Annotated in this window: 19 protein-coding genes; 10 read left to right on the top strand and 9 right to left on the bottom strand. The window is 52.2% G+C overall.

What is annotated here, in order from left to right:
* Positions 1–78: 78 nt before the first annotated feature.
* The 5 genes from CWE23_RS10760 to CWE23_RS10740 all read left to right on the top strand — a co-directional run bounded on the left by CWE23_RS10760 (position 79) and on the right by CWE23_RS10740 (position 5628).
* Positions 79–1350 (top strand): efflux RND transporter periplasmic adaptor subunit, encoded by a 1272-nt coding sequence (locus CWE23_RS10760; protein WP_105307122.1) that lies wholly within the window; start codon positions 79–81, stop codon positions 1348–1350.
* A gap of 10 nt (positions 1351–1360) precedes the next feature.
* The gene (locus CWE23_RS10755; RefSeq protein WP_105307123.1) at positions 1361–2062 is read left to right on the top strand and encodes an ABC transporter ATP-binding protein; all 702 of its coding nucleotides are present in this window, start codon (positions 1361–1363) and stop codon (positions 2060–2062) included.
* An 11-nt stretch (positions 2063–2073) separates the two neighbouring features.
* Complete coding sequence (locus CWE23_RS10750) at positions 2074–3387, top strand: ABC transporter permease (RefSeq protein WP_126820241.1); 1314 nt, start codon at positions 2074–2076, stop codon at positions 3385–3387.
* A 12-nt stretch (positions 3388–3399) separates the two neighbouring features.
* Positions 3400–4617 (top strand): ABC transporter permease, encoded by a 1218-nt coding sequence (locus CWE23_RS10745; protein WP_187346267.1) that lies wholly within the window; start codon positions 3400–3402, stop codon positions 4615–4617.
* Positions 4618–4689: 72 nt separating this feature from the next.
* Complete coding sequence (locus CWE23_RS10740; RefSeq protein ID WP_105307125.1) at positions 4690–5628, top strand: LysR family transcriptional regulator; 939 nt, start codon at positions 4690–4692, stop codon at positions 5626–5628.
* Positions 5629–5652: 24 nt separating this feature from the next.
* On the opposite strand, the gene CWE23_RS10735 is transcribed toward CWE23_RS10740, so the two are convergent.
* Positions 5653–8826 (bottom strand): amidohydrolase family protein, encoded by a 3174-nt coding sequence (locus CWE23_RS10735; RefSeq protein ID WP_126820240.1) that lies wholly within the window; start codon positions 8824–8826, stop codon positions 5653–5655.
* A gap of 151 nt (positions 8827–8977) precedes the next feature.
* On the opposite strand from CWE23_RS10735, the gene CWE23_RS10730 reads away from it, so the two are divergent.
* From CWE23_RS10730 to CWE23_RS10720, 3 genes are read left to right on the top strand one after another with little or no spacing between them, the layout of a single operon-like run.
* Positions 8978–10339, top strand: a complete 1362-nt coding sequence (locus tag CWE23_RS10730) for a GAF domain-containing sensor histidine kinase (RefSeq protein ID WP_105307127.1) — start codon at positions 8978–8980, stop codon at positions 10337–10339.
* Between the two features lie 23 nt (positions 10340–10362).
* The gene (locus CWE23_RS10725) at positions 10363–10824 is read left to right on the top strand and encodes a tellurite resistance TerB family protein (protein WP_105307128.1); all 462 of its coding nucleotides are present in this window, start codon (positions 10363–10365) and stop codon (positions 10822–10824) included.
* On the top strand, positions 10821–11561 hold the full coding sequence (locus tag CWE23_RS10720) for a transporter substrate-binding domain-containing protein (protein ID WP_105307129.1): 741 nt from the start codon (positions 10821–10823) through the stop codon (positions 11559–11561). The genes CWE23_RS10725 and CWE23_RS10720 overlap by 4 nt, the downstream gene beginning before the upstream one ends.
* On the opposite strand, the gene CWE23_RS10715 is transcribed toward CWE23_RS10720, so the two are convergent.
* From CWE23_RS10715 to azu, 3 genes are all read right to left on the bottom strand, one after another.
* Positions 11545–14655, bottom strand: a complete 3111-nt coding sequence (locus CWE23_RS10715; protein ID WP_105307130.1) for an efflux RND transporter permease subunit — start codon at positions 14653–14655, stop codon at positions 11545–11547. The two genes, CWE23_RS10720 and CWE23_RS10715, sit on opposite strands and share 17 nt — an antisense overlap.
* Positions 14655–15713 (bottom strand): efflux RND transporter periplasmic adaptor subunit, encoded by a 1059-nt coding sequence (locus tag CWE23_RS10710; protein ID WP_241970624.1) that lies wholly within the window; start codon positions 15711–15713, stop codon positions 14655–14657. The genes CWE23_RS10715 and CWE23_RS10710 overlap by 1 nt, the downstream gene beginning before the upstream one ends.
* Before the next feature lie 73 nt (positions 15714–15786).
* Positions 15787–16236 (bottom strand): azurin, encoded by a 450-nt coding sequence (gene azu, locus CWE23_RS10705; RefSeq protein ID WP_105307131.1) that lies wholly within the window; start codon positions 16234–16236, stop codon positions 15787–15789.
* A gap of 81 nt (positions 16237–16317) precedes the next feature.
* Between azu and CWE23_RS10700 the strand changes: the two genes are divergently transcribed.
* Complete coding sequence (locus tag CWE23_RS10700) at positions 16318–17472, top strand: trans-sulfuration enzyme family protein (RefSeq protein ID WP_105307798.1); 1155 nt, start codon at positions 16318–16320, stop codon at positions 17470–17472.
* 52 nt (positions 17473–17524) lie between these two features.
* On the opposite strand, the gene CWE23_RS10695 is transcribed toward CWE23_RS10700, so the two are convergent.
* Positions 17525–19216: an NAD-dependent malic enzyme gene (locus CWE23_RS10695; protein WP_126820239.1), complete on the bottom strand. Its 1692-nt coding sequence runs from the start codon at positions 19214–19216 to the stop codon at positions 17525–17527.
* A 236-nt stretch (positions 19217–19452) separates the two neighbouring features.
* Between CWE23_RS10695 and CWE23_RS10690 the strand changes: the two genes are divergently transcribed.
* Positions 19453–19848 carry a hypothetical protein gene (locus tag CWE23_RS10690; RefSeq protein WP_126820238.1) on the top strand — a complete coding sequence of 132 codons (396 nt, stop codon included), beginning with the start codon at positions 19453–19455 and terminating at the stop codon, positions 19846–19848.
* Here the strand turns inward: CWE23_RS10690 and CWE23_RS10685 are convergent.
* From CWE23_RS10685 to CWE23_RS10670, 4 genes are read right to left on the bottom strand one after another with little or no spacing between them, the layout of a single operon-like run.
* Entirely contained in the window at positions 19831–20259 is a 429-nt protein-coding gene (locus CWE23_RS10685) for an MAPEG family protein (protein ID WP_105307134.1), read from the bottom strand. The genes CWE23_RS10690 and CWE23_RS10685 overlap by 18 nt on opposite strands.
* A gap of 13 nt (positions 20260–20272) precedes the next feature.
* Complete coding sequence (gene murI, locus CWE23_RS10680) at positions 20273–21019, bottom strand: glutamate racemase (RefSeq protein ID WP_105307135.1); 747 nt, start codon at positions 21017–21019, stop codon at positions 20273–20275.
* Between the two features lie 6 nt (positions 21020–21025).
* Positions 21026–23272, bottom strand: a complete 2247-nt coding sequence (locus CWE23_RS10675) for a heavy metal translocating P-type ATPase (RefSeq protein WP_126820237.1) — start codon at positions 23270–23272, stop codon at positions 21026–21028.
* Positions 23269–23910: a DUF998 domain-containing protein gene (locus CWE23_RS10670; RefSeq protein WP_105307799.1), complete on the bottom strand. Its 642-nt coding sequence runs from the start codon at positions 23908–23910 to the stop codon at positions 23269–23271. Before CWE23_RS10670 ends, CWE23_RS10675 begins: the two co-directional genes overlap by 4 nt.
* Positions 23911–23948: the final 38 nt, after the last annotated feature.

The following is a 23948-nucleotide window of genomic DNA, read 5'->3' as shown; positions in this document are numbered from 1 at the left end:
TTTCACAACCCTTTTCGCGCCGGCGGCGACTTAAGTTAACAATGACAACCAATTTGTTAACCGTCGAGGGTAGAGCAAATGACAAAAATATCGGATACCAGTGGGCAGGATAAAGTGCTCACGAAAACAAAACGCAGCTACTGGCGCTGGGGGATCGCCGCCGCGGTTGTGGTGAGTGTGTTTACGATCGCAGCTCCCATGGTTTCGCAGTGGTCCAGCGCTGAAGCCTCGGTGGCAGCAGAAGACCTGCGCATTGCCACCGTCCAACGCGGCGAATTCGTCCGCGACGTTTCCATTCAGGGCCGCGTTGTCGCTGCCGTCAGTCCAACACTTTACGCGCCAGCCGAAGGTGTTATCACCTACCATGTTGATGCTGGCGATGCGGTTGAAAAAGACCAACTACTGGCCGTTATCGACAGTCCAGAACTGAAAAATCAATTACAGCAGGAGCAAGCCACACTCGAAAGTTTGCTGATGGATTTGGATCGCCAGCGCATCCAGTCCAAAAAAGCGGCACTTGAGAACCAAAAACTGGTCGACCTGGCACAAGTCACACTGACCGCTGCCGACCGGGAAAAGCGTCGCGCCGACGCCGCCTGGGAAAAACAAGCCATCAGCCAGATTGACTACGAGAAAGCTCAGGATGACTTGGAGAATGCCAAAGTGGTGCACCAACACGCGGTTCAGGATGCCAGGCTCAACAGTGAGAGCCTGGCGTTTGACATCCGCTCTTTGCAATTAAAAGTCGATCGTCAACAGTTGCTGGTTGACGAGTTGCAGCGCCAGGTTGATGGCCTGCGGATTTTATCACCGGTGGCCGGCATTGTTGGTAACCGCGAGGCCGACCAGAAAAATCAGGTGGCGCGCAACCAAGCCATTATCGGCGTAGTGGACTTGTCTGAGTTCGAAGTTGAGCTTGGTATCCCGGAAAGCTACGCGGACGATTTAGCGATTGGTATGGCGGCAGAAATTAACTACAACGGCCGTATTCATGACGCTACGCTGGTCGCCGTGTCCCCAGAAATTCGTGAGAATCAGGTCGTCGGTACCGTCCGTTTCAGTGGCCAGTCACCGGCCGGCCTGCGTCAAAATCAGCGTCTCACGACCCGCATTCTGCTGGACAAAAAAGATAATGTACTGACACTGCAACGCGGTCCTTTTTTACAGGACAGCAGCGGCACGGCTGCTTACGTTGTGCGTGACGGAGTTGCTGTGCGAACCCCCATCGAAACCGGTTCCAATAGTCTTTCCAGCATTGAAATCATCGCCGGCCTGCAAGCCGGTGACCAAGTCATTATTTCTGACACACAGCGCTTCAACGGGGCGCAATCTGTCGTCATCAATCAATAAGGAATTCATCATGCTAACCATGAATAACGTCAGTAAAGTGTTCCGTACCGACACCATCGAAACCACCGCACTGCAATCCTTCAGTTTGCAAGTTAATGAAGGCGATTTTGTTGCAGTAACCGGCCCATCCGGATCGGGCAAAACCACCTTTTTGAATATCGCTGGATTGCTCGAGAGTTTTGAAGACGGTGACTATTTGCTCGATGGCCAATCGGTTAAACACCTAACCGATAAGCAGTTGTCGCGCCTGCGCAACGAAAAAATAGGCTTTATTTTCCAGAGTTTTAACCTGATTCCGGATTTGAACTTATTCGATAACGTCGACGTGCCGTTGCGTTACCGTAAGTTAAGCAAAGCCGAGCGCAAACAGCGCATTGAACACAGTTTAGAGATCGTCGGCCTGGCGAACCGCATGCAGCATCTACCCTCGCAGCTGTCCGGTGGACAGCAACAACGTGTTGCCATCGCGAGAGCTCTGGCCGGCGATCCACTTTTCCTGCTGGCGGATGAACCCACCGGTAACCTGGACTCGAAAATGGCGGACAGCGTCATGTCGCTGCTGGAGGACATTAACGCCAACGGCACCACCATCGTCATGGTCACTCATGATCACGCGCAGGCAGAACGCGCTCAACGTCACATTCAGGTGCTTGATGGCAAGGTTACCGAGCAGCACAACGGTCCGGTAACGGCCGTACCGCTGCGCGCTTAAGGAGAGTTGCTATGTTTATGTATTATCTTCGCCTGGCCTGGCTCAGCATTCGGCGCAACCCTGTGCTGTCAACTTTAATGATGGCTGCCATTGCGTTGGGTATTGGTGCAGCAATGACAACCTTAACCATCAATTATTTGATGTCTGCCAACCCGATTCCCGACAAAAGTGAGCAGCTGTTTTATGTGCAACTGGACAGCTGGGATCCCAACCAACCCTACAGTGAACCGAATGAGCCGCCGGATCAGCTGACCTATCGGGACGCGACTCAATTAAAAGAAGCCGGAGCCGCAAAATATCAGGCAGCCATGAGTCAGTCCGCCGCCGTTGTTGAGCCGGAAGGACTTGGCAAGAAACCGTTCATGGCGCATTTACGGTTAACCCATAACGATTTCTTCGACATGTTCGAACCGCCATTTTTATACGGCCAACCATGGTCTGACGAAGCCGATAAGCAAGGTCACCTGAGCATTGTGTTGAGCAAGAAAACCAACGACGAGGTATTCGACGGCGCCAACTCGGTGGGGCAAACCATCACTCTCATGGACAAGCAGTTTGAGGTGGTTGGCGTGCTCGATAGCTGGGAGCTTAAACCGCGTTTTTACGACGTTACCACCGGCGCTTTCAATAATATGGAACACGGCTATGTGCCGTTTAAGTTAAGAGAAACCATAGAGATGCCCAACAGTGGTAACACCAACTGCTGGAAGTCTCCTGAAGGCGAAGGTTTTGCGGCTTTTCTGCAGTCTGAATGCATTAATTACCAATTTTGGGTGCAATTGGATAGTGCTGCAGCCGAACAGGACTATATGAGCTTCCTGAATGCCTATGTCGAACAACAAAAACAATTGGGTCGTTTCCCGCGGCCGCTGAACAACCGTCTGTCGGATGTGATGGAATGGATGGAAAACCAGCAAGTCGTTGACGACGACGCGCAGGTGATGATGTATCTGGCACTGATGTTCCTGGTGGTCTGCCTGCTTAATACCGTTGGTCTGCTGCTAACCAAGTTTGTCGCTAAGTCCGGCGAGATCGCATTGCGTCGCGCCGTCGGTGCCAGCCGTACCGATCTTTACTGGCAGCATCTGGTGGAAACAGCACTCATTGGCGTGGGCGGTGGCATCGGTGGTCTGTTACTGGCTTGGTGCGGGCTACAGGGTATTAAAACGTTGTACGGCGACAACCTTGCCGGTCTGGCCGAACTGGATCTGACCCTGGTCGGTATTGGTATCGCCCTGGCGATTATCAGCAGCTTGCTGGCGGGTGCCTACCCAACCTGGCGAGCCTGTCGTATTCCTCCGGCCTCACAACTGAAAACACAATAGGGAGAACCTGCCATGAATCACATTGGACCGATTTTTCGCGCGTTATTGCGCAACAAGGTAGGTGCTGTTCTTATCGCGTTGCAGGTGGCCGTGACGATGACGATCATTGTCAATGCCATCCATCTGATCACCAGTCGCGACGATCTGATGTCGCGAGACTCTGGATTGGATGAAAGCAACCAGTTTTACATTACCACCATTGGTTATGATCAAAACTACGATGCCCGTTATGTTACTGACAGCGATTTGGACCTGTTGCGCAATGTTCCGGGCGTGGTTGATGCCATCCAGATCAACGCCTTACCCATGTCCAACAGCGGCTCTTCGCGTACCATAAAAAATGCCGCCGGCGAAGACGCCGGTGATGCCGGCGCCGCGGTTTACTATGTTGACGACCATGCCGTTAATGCCATGGGTATCGAACTGTTGGCCGGTGAAAACTTCAAGCCAACCGACATTACCTGGCGTGAAATGAACAAAGGCGACTGGCCGCAAACGGTGATGATTACCGCGACCTTAGCCACGTCTTTATTCCCGGATCTGGAGCCACAGCAAGCTGTCGGCAGAACACTCTACACCGGCGATGACGAGCCGATGACGGTCGTTGCCGTGATCAAACAACTGCACGCCCCCTGGGTTGGCTGGGGAAATATTGAGCACGCCATGTTGGTACCGCAAAAGTCCGACTCGGTCTATGCCCACTACTTAGTGCGAACCAGTCCGGGCAGCCGCGATGCAGTTATGCCACAAGCAGTGGCGCAAATGGAACAACGCGATGTCGGACGAATGGTACTCGAGCACGACACCGTCAATCAGTTGCGCAGCGACAGTTATCGCAATGACACGGCACTGCAGTCGATTCTATGGGTGATTATCGTCACTCTGATGATCATAACGGCGCTGGGTATCGTCGGCTTGATCTCATTTACCATCAACCGTCGTCGCCGTCAGATTGGTACCCGTCGTGCGTTAGGCGCCAGTCGTGGTGATATCATCAGCTACTTTTTAACCGAAAATGTGTTAATCACCTTTACCGGCGTTGTCATCGGTTGCGCCGGCAGCGTCGCACTGAATATGTGGCTGGTCAGTACCTTTGATTTACCACGGCTCAATCTCATCTACCTGCCCATCGCCATGCTGGCATTACTTGCTGTCGGATTGTTGGCTGTCTATGGTCCGGCGTTACGAGCCGCTCACATTTCGCCGGCGACCGCGACGCGCAACATCTAGACTGGCGTTAACTATTCACTGCGCTTATAATCCCGATACATTTTCTGTATCGGGATTATATTCAGGCGCTCTATGAATACCATTAAAGACATCGATCTTAACTTACTGGTTTATCTGGATGTGCTGTTGCGCGAACGCAATGTAACGCGTGCCGCAGCGCAGCTTAACATTACTCAACCGGCCATGAGTAACGGCCTTAAGCGCCTGCGTAACCTGCTCAATGATCCCATTTTAGTGCGCACCAGCGAAGGCATGGTACCAACCCAACGAGCACTGGATATGCAGGAATCACTGCGTACGGTCTTGTACTCGGTGGAAGAAATGATCCAGCCGGTGCGTGAATTCGAAGCCGCAACCAGTGACCGGGTATTCCGCATCATGGCGTCTGACTATGCGGCCTCAACCCTGATGCCTCGTTTACTGGAAGCGCTTGATGAGCAGGCGCCCAATGTGTCCCTTGATATTATGACCCCCAGCGACATCAGCTTTCACGACGTCGAAAACGGTAAAGTTGATCTCGCCATCAACCGCTTCGAAAAACTGCCGCAGTCCTTCCATCAGAAGGTGCTTTGGCAGGATGATTTTTCCTGTCTAATCCACAAAGATCATCCGTTGCTGAAAAATTACACCCTGGATGAATACTTAAAAGCGCAGCACGTTTGGGTCAGTAAAACAGGGTTTGGGGTCGGTGTAGGCATGGATCCACACGATGTCCAGAAACTGGGTTGGGTTGATGAAGCGTTAGATCAACTTGAGTGCCGTCGCCACATTAAGGTCTTTACCCGTAATTATCATGTCGCTATGTATTTAGCACGGCAGGGGCTGGTTGCAACGCTACCGACGCGGGCGGCGTCGTTGTATGAAGGCGATGAGTTTTTGGTGATGAAAGAGCCACCTTTCACCATCCCGGGGCTTACCCTGACCATGATCTGGAGCCCATTGCTGCAACACGACGCCGGCCACCGCTGGTTCCGCCAAATTGTGGCCGATACCGCGGCGACCGAAGCCTGAGGGGGTCGCCCCCCTATTTTTTAACTAGTTTTTCTCCCAGAAGAACGGTTCCCGTTGCTGTACTGACGGTAACAACTGATCCATCGTTTTGGCGTCGTACAAGACACCATTGACCATCGTATGAGTCACTTTGTCGGTGTCACGAATGTTCTCCAGCGGATCACCGTCAATCACAATGATATCAGCCAGTTTTCCGGCCTTGAGCGAACCAACCTGATGATCCATACCAAACACTTCTGCCGGCGCAATGGTTGCCGTACGCAGTGCTTCTAATGGTGTCATACCACCCTGTGCCATCATCCAGATCTCCCAGTGATGTGCCAGCCCTTCGCGCTGACCGTGGGCGCCTGAGAGCACGTCCACACCCAGATCCTGCAACTCCGCCGCCACTTCGGCATTATTAAAGTGGTTGTAATGGTTATGAGGCGCTTTTTCGCGACGCATCGCCTTACCCACTAAAAACTCCTGCGGCACAAATGACGACAGCTTAGGGTGCTTCCATACGTCGGTTTCCGCGTACCAGTAGTTTTCACCCCAAATGCCGCCGTACGCCACGCCCAGGGTCGGTGTATACGCAACGTCCGTCTGATCCCATAACTGACGAATATCATCGTAAATGGAAGCAACCGGCAGCGAGTGTTCAATCGTTGTATGTCCGTCAACCACCATCGTCAGGTTGTGTTGTAACAGCGAACCGCCTTCAGGAACCACCATCATTTCCAGTTGACGGCCGGCTTCTACCACTTGTTGACGCTGGTTGCGGCGCGGCTGGTTATAACTTTTCACTGAGAATGCGCCCACTTTCTTCAGACGCTCCAGGTGGAATTTGGCGTCCTCAAGACTATCAACATGAGAGGTATAGCCCGGACCATGCGCACCGTACAAAATGGTTCCGGTTGAATACAGACGAGGTGCCGCAATCAAACCGGCTTTTTGCATTTCGGCAGCGGCAAAAAACTCCGTAGTATCGTTGGACGGATCGTGAATGCTGGTTACGCCGAAGGCCAGGTTGGCATATTGTCCCCAGTTTTGTTCAGGGATAATTTCATTAGCCCCCTGGGCACCGTGCGCATGGGCATCAAACAAGCCAGGCATCACCGTTTTACCACTGGTGTCAATCACTTCGGCACCCGCCGGGATGTCAACCTCTTCGGCCGTACCGACCGCGGTAATGCGGTTGTTTTCAACCACTACCACACCATTTTCAATGACGGTGTCACCTTCCATCGTGATCACCTGACCACCGACAAAAGCAACCGTGGTATCAGGTACCATGGCGTCGGCAGTAAACCCGATATTCAGACCACTGTCGGTTTGTAAAGTCTGCTCATCGACACCGGCGTTGAACGCACCACTGACGTCGGTATGGTAAAGTTCCGGGCCCAGTGTCCAGTAGATTTGTGCACTGTCCGCTGTCCACGACAAGCTCTCGCCGGCGCGAACCGACAGCTGTTTGACCGGCATTTGTTGATCGCCCGGACCGACATTAATCACTTCACCACGCTCGACCAGCGGCGTTACAAACACTTTGAAGCGTTCCGCAAAGGCCAGCTGTTTACCGTCCGGCGACACCCGGTATTCTGTCGCTAACTCAGACTGGTACAACGGGCGTGCCTGCAAGGTTTCCAGATCCACCACACTTAAGGTTGGCTTAGCCGCCGGCGTCATCAAGTACAGCCGATCGTTGCGCGCGCCAAACTGCGGCAACCAACCGTTGTCGGCGATTTTGCGTGGCTGCTCGGCATCCAGTGCGATCTGATAGATCCCGGTTTCCAGTCCATATTTGTCGCTGGTGATATAGCCACCACTGACTTTGCGATACACCACACTGCGGCCATCCGGCGAAAATACCGGTTCGACAAAGGTACCGCCGCCGGTGTTCAGGACGGTTTCCTCTCCGGAACTCAGATCACGGACAATAACTTGCCCCAGTGCCTGATCGTCCCAACTGACAAAAACCAGCTTATCCCCGTCGCGCGAGTAGCTTGGATAGAGTTCCATCCGATCCGCATCGGTAAGGCGCTCAACCTCACCATCCGGCAGACTTTTACGATACAAGCGACCCAACGCCTCATAAATGACTTCGTCACCGTCCGGTGATACCTGCGTCATTCGCAGCATTTTTACCGCAAAACGATCCTGATCGATGTCCTGCTCAAAGCGCAGCGGCTTCTGTACTTGCTTGCTGGTTTCCACAGAAAATGGAATGATACGGGCGTCACCCGATGCCACATTCAGCCGTTGAATATGACCACCGGCCCAAAACACCAGCTCTTTACTGTCCGGCGTCCAGTCCATTTTTGGATACACACCGTGAATAGCCCAGGTTTCCTGCATGTCGCGTTCCATATTGCGATAGACACGACGATGCTCACCGGTGGTCAGATCCATCACGTACAGGACGCTGTTAAAGTCTTCCCGCTTAATGTAGGCCAAATAGCGCCCATCCGGTGACGGGGTCGGGCGAATCGCCCCACCAGCACCGGCAATTAACGTCTCAATGTCACCGCTTTCTCGTTCAAAGCGTTTGATCTCATAAATGCCTTCCAACGAATCTTTACTGTAGTGGAATGTTTTACCCGGGGTATCATCCTGAGAAAAATAGATGTATTTACCGTCCGGTGAGAAAGCCGGTTCGCCAAGATCTTTTTGATCGTTCGGGCGTTCCGTTAACTGCACTCCGGTACCGCCACTGACGTGATACATCCACACTTCGCCGGCGCCCAGTGAACGCGTTGCAGTATAGTGTTTTCGGGCAACGATAAACTCGCCGTTAGGTGACCATGCCGGCGAATTTAGCAGCCGGAAGGTCTCATTGGTCACCGCACGCTGATTAGAACCATCGGCGTCCATCACCCAAATGTTGTCACCGCCACCCTGGTCAGAGGTAAAGGCGATTTGGCGACCGTCAGGTGAGAACACCGGTTGCATTTGCCAGGCGATGTCACTGGTCAGACGCTCAGCCTTTCCACCGTTGGCTGGCATACGATAAATGTCGCCGAGTAAATCAAAGACGATGGTTTTACCATCCGGACTCAAATCGACGTTCATCCAGGTACCGGAATTAACCTTAATATCAACGGTGTCGAACACCCCTTTAGGTTGATCGACATTCCAGCTCTCGGCATTTTCCTGCTGTGCATACGCAACGCCAGAAACTAAAGCAGTTACGGCCAGCGAAAGTAGTGTTTTTTTCATTGTATTCACTTTGCTTTTGAATTTATCTTTTTGTAAAACGAATCGGCAAGAATGTCTAGCCGGGCTCGGCCAGTTCGTCGAAATGGACGTTCAATAGACAATAACACTGGCTTCTGTATAGTTACTATCAGGAAAACTTCGGAACGCAGGTATGCAGGAAAGACTGGAAAACATATTGCTCGCTGTCTCACGATCAGCCGATATTGACGGCGGCCAGCTGGATAAAGCCACGGAAACCATTTTAGAAGCCATCATGGACGGGCTTCAGATCACCCGCGTTGGCATCTGGCTATTTAAAGGCAGTACGCATGAGATGAGTTCACAACTCATCATCGATAAAAACAGCAGCGACACCTCGCAGACACTAAAAATCAGCGAGGATGACTATCCTGATTACTTCGCGACCCTGCGTAACGAGCGCACCATTATTGCGAACAATGCAAAGCAACACCCGGCAACCCACGAATTAGCGGAGTATATGACCGCTTATGGCATTTACGGCATGTTGGATGTGCCGCTACGCCATAAAGGCGAAATGGTCGGTGTGTTGTGTTGTGAAAGCCGCAAAGCGGAACGCAAATGGACGGAGGATGAAGTCGCCTTTGCCGGAATTCTTGCCGATATCTACGGCCGCGCCATGAGTTCGGCGGAGCGGGTACAGTTTGAACAAATGCTGCTTAAACAAAACGAGCAGCTGGAAGCCATTGTCGAACAACGCACCAAGTCCTTGCAGGAGGCGTTGGATAACTTTAAACAGGCTCAGGACCGGCTGGTCGAGACCGAGAAAATGGCCGCGTTGGGCAAACTGGTTGCCGGCGTTGCCCACGAGGTAAATACACCGCTTGGTATTGCGGTGACGGCAACCACACACTGCGAGCATCGGTTAAAAAAATTGCGTACGGCGTTTGAAGACGGCAGCATTTCCCGCAAACAACTGGCGACCTTTATTAGCGACACCTTCGATGCGTACACGTTACTGAGCAGTAATCTTGAACGTGCCGCCAGTCTGATTCAAAACTTCAAAAAAACGGCCGTCGACCAATCAAGCTTTGAACTGGTCGAATGCGCATTGGCCGATTACCTTAATGCACTGGTTATCAGCCTAAAGCCGATGGTGAAAAAGAAAAAAGTCAGTATCAGTATTGATGCTGACGAGCGCATCAAAGTAAAAACCTATCAAGGCGCACTGGCTCAGATCATTACCAACCTGGTCTCTAATTGCCATGAACACGCGTTTACCGAGGCCGATGAAAAACATCACATCAGCATCAGCGTCGAAGCTCATGAGGACGGTGCCGTGGTGCGTTTTAAAGATAACGGCAAAGGTATGGAAACCCGTACCTTAAAAAGTATCTTTGAACCTTTTTATACAACCGCTCGTGATCACGGGGGATCCGGACTGGGCTTGTCCATCGTTTATAACTTAGTGACCCGGAAACTCAAAGGTCAGATTGACGTCCAATCAACACCAGGGGAAGGCAGTGAGTTTATTCTACTGATTCCTAACCTTTAACGTTATAGAGAAACGGTTATGCCATGCTAAAGAGACTGCAACAATTGATTCAAGCCAAGCTATCGCAGCCACAGGCGACGACTGAACAAACCATTGAAGGCCTGAGCCAAAGCCAGACCCTGAGCTTGATATTGATGGTGGAAATCGCACTCGCTGATGGCCAATTCTCAGCCGATGAACACGCATTTTTACGCGGCGATCTCATGCGCGACTACGCGCTAACCGAGCGTCAGGCTGAAACCGCCATTGAAGCAGCCCGTAAGGAGGTCAGTGAAGCCGCGTCGTTGCAACATTTCACCGCCCCACTGAAAGACCTGCCATACGCCGACAAGATCGATTTACTGGAAAATCTTTGGCGCCTTGCCTATGCTGACAGTATGTTAGATCCACACGAAGAAAGCATGCTACGCAAATTGGCCGATTTACTATACATCTCTCACGCAGACTTCATCAAAACCAAGCTAAAGGTTGCAGAGCGATTATGAACCGTCCGCAGCGCCTGTTGCCGATAGCACTTATTCTACTAGGCATCAGTCAGCCTGCGGCCGCCGATACACAAGCCGGTATGGCGACCGGCTATCCACCTTATCAATTTTTTTACCAGGGTGAGCTCACCGGTTTTGACGTGGCTGTTATCAACGCCATCTACGCGAAACTTGATGAACCTCTAGAGCTTAATCAGTACGATTGGGACAACGTCGTCAGTTTATTACGCTACGGCGAACTGGATATCGCCATCGGTATGGAAGCGACCGCTATTCGTCAGCAATACTTTGATTTTTCCACGCCTTACTACGAACGTCGCCCGACACTTTTTATCCTGTCCTCTAATCAACAGATTGAAAATGTTCGCGATTTAATTGGCAAACGCATTAGCGGCGATCGTCACTCAGCGCTGGAAACGCACTTGGTCGAGCTCGGCTTACGTGACGCCATTCGTATTGAACAAGCCAGCTCTAAAAAAGAAGCGATGGCGCAACTGGCGGTGGGTGAGGTGGAGGCCGTGATCATGCCACAACGGGTAGCACACTACCTGGCAGCACAGTATGGCCTTGAATTAAAAATACTTTGGCAACCAAAGGAGGTTACCCCTGTTGCAATGGCGGTTAATAAGGGCAACCAGGAATTATTAAATAAGCTCAATCAGGCATTGGCAGCGCTTGAGCAGGACGGCACCTTAGACCGCCTGCGCAAGCAATGGGATATTAAGCCGATTCGTTAGCTTCCTCAAGCTCGCGGCTTAAACGCGCCGATTCATCCGCCCGTGGCTTGGTAAAGCGAGCCAGCCACAAATAAAGCACCGGTGTCAGATAAAGCGTAAATACCGTTGCCAAACCAAGACCACCGAACACCACCCAACCGATGGAATTACGTGCTTCAGCCCCGGCACCGGTCGACAGGATCAACGGCAAACCACCAAGGATGGTCGACACCAACGTCATCATAATTGGCCGTAACCGAATCGATGCTGCCTGTTCAATCGCATCACGTACACTGTTACCACGATCTCGAAGTTGATCCGCAAACTCGACCAACAGCACCGAGTTTTTCGCCAATAGACCAATCAACATGACCAGGCCAATTTGCGAATAGATGTTGAGTGAAATACCGGTCAGGAACAACGCATAAATGGCGGCCGCAATACCAAAAGGTACCGTTAACATCACCACCACCGCACTGTTGACGCTTTCAAACTGCGCGGCTAACACCAGCAACACAATCAAAAACGCCAGAATATAAGTCATCGCGACTTCACGATTGGTGTCTTCGAAGGTTTGTGCTTCACCGAGGAACAGCAGCCCCATACCCGCCGGCAACTCCTCCTGTGCGATGTTGCGCAGAATTTCGGTTGCTTCAGATAATGGATAATCTTCGGGTATCTCAAACTGCACTTCGATAGCACGCCGTTGACCATGACGTTCCAGTTCCGCCGATACGCCCTCTTCGACAATCTCAGCCACACTGGAAATCGGTACCAGTTCGCCTGAGTTCGAAGAGACATACAGGTTTTGCATGTCCTGAGGTGACTGGATGCTGCCCACTCGGGTCTGCAAAATCACCGGTATACGTTGGTCGCCGACATTAAGGTCGGCAACGTCGTCACCATTAATCGCCGCCCGCAGAGTGGTCGAAACATCACTCAGCGAGACCCCTAGCTCCGCGGCACGGCGGCGGTCAATCTTAAACCGCAGTTGCGGCTGCGTTGGCTGATAAGAAATATCCGGATTGGTCAATTGTGGCGCCTGTTGCACCACTGCCGCGGTAAATTCCTGTGCGGCATTAAAAATATCGGTGTAGTTTTCACCGGTGATGGCCATCTCCACGGCACCACCACCCTGACCTCCTCTCACATCCAGTGAGTTGGAGCCAAACGCTCGACCGGGTGCTCCCGGGATTTGCGACAGCGGGCCACGTATTTCCTCAATCACCTGCTGTTGTGAAATATCACGTTCTTCCCATGGCTGCATATTGGCGGTGATGAAGCTCAGGTTTACATCCCACTGGCCAACCACGGTATAGATGGAATCGAAAACACCAGCTTCCTGATAAGGAATCAGGATATCTTCCAGTTGCCGAGTCTGCCGATCCATAAAGTTAAGTCCCACACCGTCCGGGCCTCGGGAAAACACCCGCACCACGCCGCGGTCCTCTGATGGCAATAACTCTGAGGCGACGCGATCGTAAATAAACCCGGCACCGATTGCGGCCACCAGCGAAGCGGCAACAATCACCCAGGAAAAATTCAACGCCTTGTGCAATGTTTTCTCATAGCCCCGTTTAAACCAGTGGCCAATTGGTCGAAAAATATTTCGCCGTCCGGCATCCTTCGGGAGTTTCGCGGTAAAAGCGGGGACCAATGACAGTGCCACAAACGAGGAAATGATCACCGCGGCGGCCAGTACGCCCCCAAATTCCCGGAACAAACGCCCGGCGGTGGACGGTAAAAACGCTATCGGCACAAATACCGCAACCAGTACGGCGGTGGTCGCAACCACCGCAAAAAACACTTCCCGAGTCGCCAAAACGGCCGCCGCTCTGGGACCCAGCCCCATGCCCCGGCGACGCTGAATATTTTCAGTGACGACAATGGCGTCATCGACAATTAAGCCGGTAGCCAGCACTAACGCGAGCAACGTTAAAATATTGATGGAGAATCCCATCAGCCAAATCGCCGAGATTGCGCCAAACAGCGCCACCGGAATCGACAGGGCAGGCACAATGGTAGCCCGGAAGGAGCCAATAAAGACCCAGAGTGTGGCTACCACGAGCGCAATGGTAATTGCCAGTGTGGTAATGACTTCGGTAACCGATTTGCGGATAAACAGCGCATCATCATTGGTCACCTTCATTTCCATATCCGGGAAACGCTGCCGTAATCGCTCCAACATCGCCAGCGCCTGGTCGGAAATTTCGATGGTATTGGAGCCAGCCTGACGAATCACCCCGACACCGACGACCGGTTTGCCGTTAAGACGTACAAAGCTGCTCGCATCGGCCGGTCCAAAATAGGCCTGTGCCACATCGCCGACACGAGTATCGGCCTCGATGATGATGTTCTCAACCTGTTCGGCGGTAACCGACGTGGCGTCGGCGCGAATAATGATGCGCTGATCGGTTGAGCGCAGACTACCGGCTGGAACGTCAAAAGGTGCTTGCCGCAGCGCATCGGCCACATCGGTGACAGAGAGCCCAAAGCTACTGAGTTTCAGCGGATCGATGGCAACCCTTAGTACCCGTTCACGAGCGCCGTTAAGGCGTACATCGGCAACGCCGTCAATTGACAGAAACTCCGGCGCCACGTCCGTTTCCAGCCGGCGGGTTAATTCTTCTAAACTCAGCGAGTCACTGCTGACCGCAATGTCTAACACCGCTCTGGCGTCATCATCCGCTTTAACAACGTTAACCTGCTCGACTTCCTCGGGCAGTTCTCGCCGCACCTGGTTAACTGACTCTCGCACTTCACTGGCGGCGACGTCTAAATCGACACCGGGACGAAATTCGACCACCGTTCGGGCGGAGTTTTCTTCGGACTGTGAACGAATGGATTTAACCCCTGAAACACGTGCCGCAGCACCTTCCAGGACGCTGGTAACCTCGGCATCAACGGTTTCGGGAGCGCCACCGGGTAAATTGGCACGCACGGTCACCACCGGACGGTCAACATCGGGTAACTCACGCACCTCAACGCCCATGATGGCGGCGATACCGGCAATCGCGATAAGAATATTGAGAACAACGATGAGTACCGGCCGGCGAATCGACAGTGACGGTAAGTCATTCGCCTCGGCAGGTGCAGGATGCTTGTTATCAGCCATCAGTCTGCCACCTCTGCAGAGTCAACACTGCCGACATTTTTAAACTTAATGTCCTGGCCGTCGCGCAAATTCTGGATACCCTCAACGATTAAGATATCGTCCCGCTGGATGTCACCGGACACCAATACGCGGCCTTCGAGACGTTGTTCGATTTGCACTTCAATGCGTTTCGCCTGCTGATTTTCTGCTAACCAGATGTAAGGGGCGTTAGGTCCCCAGGATAATGCCGCTTCGGGGATGGACACGAATTCCTGACCAAGCAATTCAATTTCTGTTCTGAAACTGCTGCCCGGCAAAAAGTCATCTTTACTGTTATCAAGGGCTGCGCGAGCGCGAAACATACGGGTTTGTGGGTCGATCCGTGAGTCACGCTCGACAATTTCTGCCGTAACCGGCGGTCCCGAATAACGCCATGGCTGAACGGTCAATTCGGCGCCTTCCTGCAACAGGTTGACAGCCGCTTCAGGAATACGAAAGTCAATCAGCAACGTATCGCGATCGTCAATGGTGGTGACAATGGTCTGTTCGGTGATGCGATCGCCCTCTTCAATATCGGTGAGGCCGACAATGCCCTCAAACGGTGCGATGACTTTGCGATCATCCACTTCGGTCTTGGCGCGGCGCACTTCAACCTCGGCCAGATCACGCAATAAAATCGCATTATCTAACTCAGACTGCGGCACAGCACCCTGTTCAAAACTTGAGCGCAACCGTTCAACCGTACGTTCGGCATCCTGTAAATTCAGTTTGGCTTGTTGCAACGCGACCTGTTGCCGGCGGTCATCCAATTGCACCAGTATTTGCCCCGCCTGCACCTTGTCACCCGGCTTAAAATTCACCGCTTCGACACGATCACCGACGGCCGGATAAAGCGTGACAGACCGTCGCGCCTGTGCCGTACCAACGGCCTCAACCCGGTTTGATTCACGTTCAAATTGAACTTGTTCCGCTATCACTAATGCTTCCCGCGGGCCAAATCCTTGCGCCACTGATAGCTGGCTCCAACTGACGGTTAAAACGGTCAGCGCCATGCCTAATACAACACCAAAAACTTTCATCGATACTCCATTTAAAAGCCCGTGAATGAGGGCATACACGGGCTTTTACTCTAGCGTTTTGAATCAGCGCTAGCTATTTAGTAATTTTGAAAACACCTTGCATGATGGCTGAGTGTCCAGGGAAGGTGCAATAGAACTTGTAGTTACCGTTTGCATCCATACCCTCGGTTGAAAACGTGATTGACGTTTCTTCGCCGCCACCAATAACGTCCGTTGCTGCCAATACAGCGTCAGAGTCAGGGGTGTACTGGTTGTCGAGTCCAGCAGCCATACCTTGTTGTACAACCGACTGCATGTCCGATGCTTTACTCAGCACCCAGTTATGACCCATCACTTTTTTGCCCATCTTACCTGAGTGAGTAAGCGTCAAAGTGACTTCTGAACAACTTGCCGGAACGGACAGTTCCTTTTTATCGTATCTCATCTGATCATTGCTATCGATGGTCAGCTCACATTCGTTCGCCAGCGCAGAGTTTGCGACAAACAACAATGAACCCAGTACCATAGTTTTTAAAAATCGCATTGCATTACTCCTGTGGTTACTATCAAATAACACCCATAAATACGTGTGATTTCCTGTTTAGATTACTTTATGGGCCAGTTTATGACGCAAAAACTTCCGTTCGCGCCGCAGTCGCTGCTTGCACAAGGCTCTCCTTGTCAGCAACAGCACGACATCAACGACAAACAAGCGCTGATACCACCAGTATATAACTCAACCACTTATTTGCGTGATGAGGATAATCAATATCGCAGTGGCCGGGTTTACTCACGGGCAGACAACCCGACTTACCGTGCACCGGAAGAGCTTATCATGGCACTTGAAAATGCCGCCGATGCGCGCATTTTCAGTTCCGGCATGGCAGCGGCGACAGCTATATTTCTGGCTCTTAAGCCCGGTGACGCCGTCATTGCGCCTACGGTCATGTATTGGGCCTTGCGCAACTGGTTACGAACCTTTGGGCAAGATTTTGGCTTAAAGGTTCGATTTATTGATACCCATATTGACGGCGCGGTCGAACAGGCGTTAGCGCAGCAACCGGCACAGTTGGTTTGGCTCGAAACACCGGGCAACCCGCTCTGGAACGTTTCCGATATCCAAGCCATTGCCGAGAGTTGTCGGCGTCACGGCGCCATGCTGGCGGTCGACTCAACCGTCGCTACACCACTGCTGACTAAACCGTTGGAGCTTGGCGCTGACCTGGTTATGCACTCGGCAACCAAGTATTTAAACGGCCACTCCGATGTCATTTCTGGTGCTTTGGCGTGTCGCGACAACAATGCTTTCTGGCAACGAATCGTTGCCTTGCGGGCGCAAAATGGCTGTGTTCCCGGCCCCAATGATGCTGCGCAATTACTGCGCGGTATGCGCACTCTGCACCTGCGGGTGCGCGAGAGTTGCGAGTCGGCGTTATGGTTGGCGGAACAATTACAGCAACACCCTCAAGTTAAAGAAGTGCTTTATCCGGGATTACCCAGTTTTGCCGGCTATCACGTTGCCTGCCGGCAAATGCAGGGCGGTTTTGGCGGTATGCTGTCGATACGTTTACAGGGTGGCGCTGAGCAAGCGATTGCGACCGCCGCTAAAACTCAGTTGTGGAAACGTGCAACCTCACTGGGCGGCGTCGAGAGCCTGATTGAGCATCGCGCCAGCATCGAAGGGGCCGGAAGTCCGGTTCCGGATGATTTACTGCGCCTTTCGGTAGGCATTGAATGTAAAAAAGACCTGCTCCGGGATCTGGAACAGGCCTTCGGATAACTTCCGTCAGTAACCCCATCGGGCGTTAGCATCATGCCAACGGCACCACAGGCTAGATGCTGACGCGCTTGTAAAAGCGGTATTCGGGCTTCCAGAAATTGTTGTCAATGCGCTCACGCAGTTGTTCATCATCAATTTCCAACGCATAGCCCTCTTCCTGAGCGACCTTGCCAACCGCAAAGGCGATGTCTTTAGACAGTTGTGCTAAATCATCAAAGGCCGGCAACAGATGCTCGCCTTTGCCGTTGGCCGAGGGTGATGCTTTGGCCAAGGTCTTACTGGCAACGCGGAACATCTCATCACTGACTCGGTTTGCTTTTACGGCAATCACACCGAGGCCGATCCCCGGGAAAATATAGCTGTTGTTACATTGCGCAATGGGATACTGCTTGCCATCGTATTCGACAGAACCAAACGGACTGCCGGTCGCTACAATGGCTTTACCCTTAGTCCATTTCATCACATCAGCCGGGTGCGCTTCCACGTGTTTTGACGGATTACTTAACGGGAAAATGATCGGCTGTTCAACATGCTTAGCCATCGCTTCAACGACCTGTTCGGTGAACAAGCCTGCCTGACCAGAAACGCCAATCAAAACATCCGGCTCTGCACAGTGAATCACATCCAACAACGATGGATAGTCACCACTGTATTGCCACTCGTTAATACGCGCCAGCGGCTGTGCCAACGCCTGCTGGAAGTCGCGTAAATCGTTCATACTGTCGACCACCAGGCCGTAACGATCGACCATGAAGATGTTTTGCTTAGCCTGCTCTTCGGACAGACCTTCCGCCATCATTTGAATCATCACTTGTTCGGCGATACCACAACCCGCTGAACCCGCACCGACAAAAACGACTTTCTGCTCACTCAGCTTCTTATTTTTCTTGCGGCAAGCGGCCAGTAAGGTACCGACGGTAACCGATGCAGTGCCCTGAATATCATCATTAAAGCAACACACCTGGTCACGGTAACGGCGCAGCAGCGGCATCGCGTTAGGCTGGGCAAAATCCTCGAACTGCAGCATGACGTTCTGCCAGCGACGCGTCACCGCTTTAATAAATTTATCAAGGAATTCATCATACTGTTCCTGATTAATACGCTTGTGGCGAGCGCCCATGTACATCGGGTCATTCAACAGCTTTTCATTGTTGGTACCAACATCCAGCATCACCGGCAGCGTGTAGGCCGGGCTGATACCGCCACAGGCGGTGTACAGCGACAATTTGCCGATCGGGATACCCATGCCGCCAATGCCCTGATCACCGAGCCCCAGAATGCGCTCTCCGTCCGTCACCACAATCACCTTGACCTTTTGTTTGGTCGCGTTGCGAAGGATGTCATCCAACTGGTCACGCTCGGAATAAGAAATGAATAAACCGCGTGAACTGCGGTAGATGTCAGAGAACTTCTCGCACGCATCACCGACCGTTGGTGTGTAAATAATCGGCATCATCTCTTCGAGATGATCAGTCAGCAAGCGATAGAACAACGTTTCGTTGTTATCCTGGATAGCACGCAAATAAATGTGTTTGTTTAGCGGCGTTTCAAAGCTCTTGTACTGCATGTAAGCGCGTTCAGCCTGTTCCTCTATCGACTCGTAGCGCGGCGGTAACAGCCCGGTCAGGTTAAATGCTGCACGCTCTTCCTTTGAAAAAGCGCTGCCCTTATTCAACAGTGGCGTTTCCAACAACGAAGGGCCCGCATAGGGTATGTATAACGGGCGTTGTTCAGAATCTGACATAAGTACTTACTCCTAGAACAGTACAGGGTAACTGAGTGCTAATCATAGCAAATGTTAAGGCCGAAAGGGCAGCTCTCTTCGGTGCCGGCATAAATTCTTGAATGATTGAACTAAATCGAATGCAGATAAGTAATTAACTGCGTATAATTCAATTAAATCGAACACACGAAGATAGACCGCCGGTAACGGCTCAACCAGGGACACATACACCAAGTAACGTTATGTACGAATGCTCCATGTCTGACGAAGACTTTTTAATACAACTTGAGCAACGTTCATTTGGCAAAGATGATATCGATCACCTTTGGCACTTGCGTGTGGCCTGGGTTTATCTAAACGCCCACCCGTGGCCGATCGCGCTGTCAAAAGTGGTGGAGTTACTGCGCACCGAGCGCAACTTTGGCTTAGGTGAGATTCCCTATCACCACACCTTGACGGTTGCTTCACTGCGTATCATCAACGTTCGCATCCGCAAAGCCAATTATGCGGATTTCTGTGACTTCATTAATGACAACGGTGACTTGGTGGATGACCTGAAAGGCGTTATCAACCGCTACTATTCCCAGCAGACACTCAATTCAGCATCGGCTACGACAACCTATGTGCCACCGGATTTACGCCCCATTGAATAACGTCACCAGCACCATGACCAACAACGCGATATTGGCTAACAGCCCAAGCATAAAGAAGTAACTGCGGGGGCTTGGGTTTTTCTCGGTTGCTATCGCGTAATACAGTACCATATGAGCAATGCGAGCCACCGCAAACACCGCCGTCGCTGACGCCGTCCATAATGGATCAACATCGGCCAATATCGCTAACACCACCGTGCCCAGCATTGGGCTGAGATTTTCCAGTGAGTTCTGATGCGTGCGCCAGGCACGAAACACAAAGTCCTGATGGCTCATTTGCTGCGGTTCTTTGCCGGGAATAGCACCTGCTTGTCTGGCTTTGGTGCCACTGGCGACAAACCACTGCACCAACACCGTGGCAATAATGACGGCCATCCAGATCAACGTTGCCCGATAATCAGTTAAAAACATCGTTTCGTCCTTATTACAGTTGTAGCTGCCAACGCGCCGCCACTCGTCTTACCGCCTCGACATTTTCGGACGCCAGAATCTGAATCGGCGTCTGTGAAAACTGCGGCTTCAGTTCCAGTTGCTGTTGCAGCCAGTGCAACATTGCCTCACCCGAATGAATGGTTTGCGCACCGTTAAAATACGCCGAAATTGGCTCCGCTATCAATGGAAAATGAGTACACCCCAGCACCACCACTTGCGGTGGTTGCAGGTTACCGAAATAATGCGTGAAGGTTTCCTGTAAAATAGGGCCTTCATACAGCTCTTCTTCGACGATTGGCACAAACAACGGGGTAGCCAACGCGGCCACCTTTTGATAACCCAGTTCGTTCAAACGCCGTTGATATTCGCCCGAACCGATCGTTGAACGGGTCGCGATAACCAGAATCGATGCCGATTGGTCAATTCCCGGCAATTGTTGCAGCGCCATAACGCCTGGCTCCAACACACCATAGACCGGCTTATTGGAATAACGTTGCATCTGCTCCAGCGCCACCACGCTGACGGTATTACACGCCACCACCAACGCATCCACATCTGCACCGTTAAAAAACTCAACCGCCTCCAGCGCGTAACGAGTAACCGTATTCGCATCTTTGCTGCCATAAGGGACCCGAGCGGTGTCGCCGTAATAGAGCAAATGACTAAAACACCCACTGCGTTGCAGTGAGCGCGCTACCGTTAAACCACCGACACCACTATCAAATATTCCAAGCTTCATGCTGGATTAACTCTCCAACGTCATTCGTTTTAAACGCAGCGCATTCGTTAGTACAAACACACTCGACAAGGCCATCGCACCGGCGGCCAGCATTGGTGACAGCAAAATGCCGAACCACGGAAACAGCACACCCGCGGCGACCGGGATCAGCGCGGTATTGTAGGCAAACGCCCAGAACAAATTCTGCTGAATATTACGCATCGTGGCTTTAGACAGCGCAAACGCCTGCTGCACCACGTTCAGATTGTCCGACATTAATACCACGTCGGCGGATTCGATCGCGACGTCAGTACCGGTTCCTATCGCAAAGCCTACGTCAGCCGTAGCCAGAGCCGGCGCATCGTTAATGCCGTCGCCGACAAAAACAACACGACCCCACTGGCTTTGTAACTGCTTCACCGCATCAACTTTGCCATCGGGTTTCACTTCGGCCACGACTTTATCGATACCCAGTTCAGCCGCAATACGCTTTGCGGTCGACTCCGCGTCGCCGGTTACCATCGCCGTTTTCAGACCGCGCTGGTGCAGCGCGTGGATCAGCGCCTTGGCGCTTTTACGAACAGGATCGCTGACACAGAATATCGCCTTTAACTGACCATCAATTGCCACGTAAATAGGCGTCAAGCCAGAGTCAGACCACTCTGCCGCCTGCTCAGGGGCTTGCTGCAGATCAACCGCTCGTTCAGCCATCAATGTACTCGAGCCAACCAGTACTTGCTTGTCGTCGGCTTGACCCACCACACCTAAACCGGACAGTGCCTCAAAGGACTGCACGTCCTTCAACGGTCGCTGTTGTTGTTTGGCAAACTCGACTAAGGCTTCTGCGGTGGGGTGTTCAGAGCGTTGCTCAACGCTTGCCGCTAGCGCAAGTGTCTGTTCGTCATCCGCATCAACGGTTACCCAGTCCGTTAATTGTGGCTCACCTTCAGTCAGCGTTCCGGTTTTATCAAACACCACCGCATTAGCCTGCTGCAATGCCTGCAATGCACTGCCCTGCCGGAATAATACGCCCAGATCGGCACCACGCCCGGTTCCCACCATGATAGACGTTGGCGTTGCCAGCCCCATCGCGCAGGGGCAGGCAATGATTAATACCGCTACGGCGTTCACCAAGGCAAAGGTAAGTGAGTCTTCACCTGCGGCAAACAACCAGACGACAAAGGTCAACAATGCAATCAGCATGACCGCCGGCACAAACCACAGCGTAATTTTATTAACGGTGTCCTGAATCGGTAACTTCGCCCCCTGCGCCTGCTCCACCATGCGGATAATTTGTGACAATACCGTGGTTTCTCCAATCGCCGTCGCTTTGAATCGCAACGTGCCCCGTTCGTTGACGGTGCCGCCAACCACTTTATCATCAACTTGTTTGTGCACCGGTTCGGCTTCGCCGGTGATCATGGCCTCGTTGACGTAGCTGTCGCCACTGGTCACCGTGCCATCGACCGGGATTTTTTCGCCGGGTCGTACTTCGATTTCATCACCCTTGGATAATTCTTTTACCTCAACTTCCCGCGCTTCACCGGCGGTGATCACCCGCGCGGTTTTGCTTTGCAGACCTAGCAGACGCTGGATGGCGTCGGAGGTATGGCTTTTGGCGCGCGCTTCCATGTAGCGTCCGGCCAGAATTAAGGTAACGATGACCGCCGAAGCCTCGAAATACACACTGATTGATTGTTCCGGCAGCCATTGCGGCAACACCGTAGCGACCACCGAATAGCCCCACGCGGCTGTCGCACCAATCGCAACCAACGAATTCATGTCCGGTGCGCCCTTAGCTAACGCCGGCAAACCAATGCGATAAAAGCGTCGGCCGGGTACAAACAAGACCACTGAGGTCAACACCAACTGAATCCACCAACTGGTTTGTAAGCCAAGACTGTTATGCACCCAGTTAGAAAATGCCGGCACCATATGGTTGCCCATGGCCAAAATAAAAACCGGTAGCGTCAGTAAGGTTGCTACCAGGAGTTCTCTGCGCAAGGTACTAAACTCGTGCTGTTGCCGCGCTCGCTGTTCACGCATTTCTTTGTCACGATCAACGATTTCATGAGCATCATAACCGGCATCTTTTACGGCCTTTATCAATTGTTCGACGGTGACGTTATCGGCCTTTATTTCAGCTGAGTCCGAAGCGAGATTAACCGCAACCTCATTGACCCCTTCAAGCTGATTCAATGCTTTATCAACGCGCCCGGCGCATGACGCGCAGTTCATCCCGGAAATACTGAGTCGGATAAGTTGTTCACTCATAAGCTGTCGTCCTTATCGGGATTATGGGTTAGAAACAGCAACAACCAAAATACCGCCAGTTGAGCAATTTCTGTATAGCGTTGGATGGCACCACGAATTTCCACTAACGGATAAGACGTCATCAGCAAAAAGCCCAACACAATCACGACCGCCAGCAACACCAACGCTAACCGTACCGGCCACGAGGCTTTGGGGGTTAAGGCCAACAATAGAGCACCCAACGCGAAACCATAATAGCTGGCTGCACTGACGACATTGTGGATGGCTTGCGAGCTGCTGCCATCAGCCGGGCAGCCGGCATCACAGGGTGCCAATGCTGCCGCCAGGTAGCCAAACGGCCAGAGAAACAGCAGCAACCAGCCACAGTAACTGATGCGGTTCAGCGTCAGTTTGCTGCGTATCGATACCAACAGGCTAAACGCAATCATTGCCAGCGGAATAAAACCAACCCAGCCAAGCACGCCAGCTTTTGGGGTGCCGGTCGCATTAATTTCGCTGATGTACTGGCCAATATGATCAAAGCCCGGTTTTACCCAACTGGCCACCAGTTGCAGACCAACCCAAAAGAGCGTCAGAATGATCAATTGCGGAATAAAGCCCTGTGCTTTATCGGTATTGGCTTGAGTAGCTGTTTGCAAAACGGCCTCCTGGAGAATGTTTTCGGCGACGGACAATT

Origin of the sequence: Idiomarina aquatica (assembly GCF_003987185.1) — a bacterium.
Classification (GTDB): Bacteria; Pseudomonadota; Gammaproteobacteria; order Enterobacterales; family Alteromonadaceae; genus Idiomarina; species Idiomarina aquatica.
The sequence above is the reverse complement of the archived record's forward strand: the minus strand, read 5'-3'. Positions and strand labels throughout refer to the sequence as shown.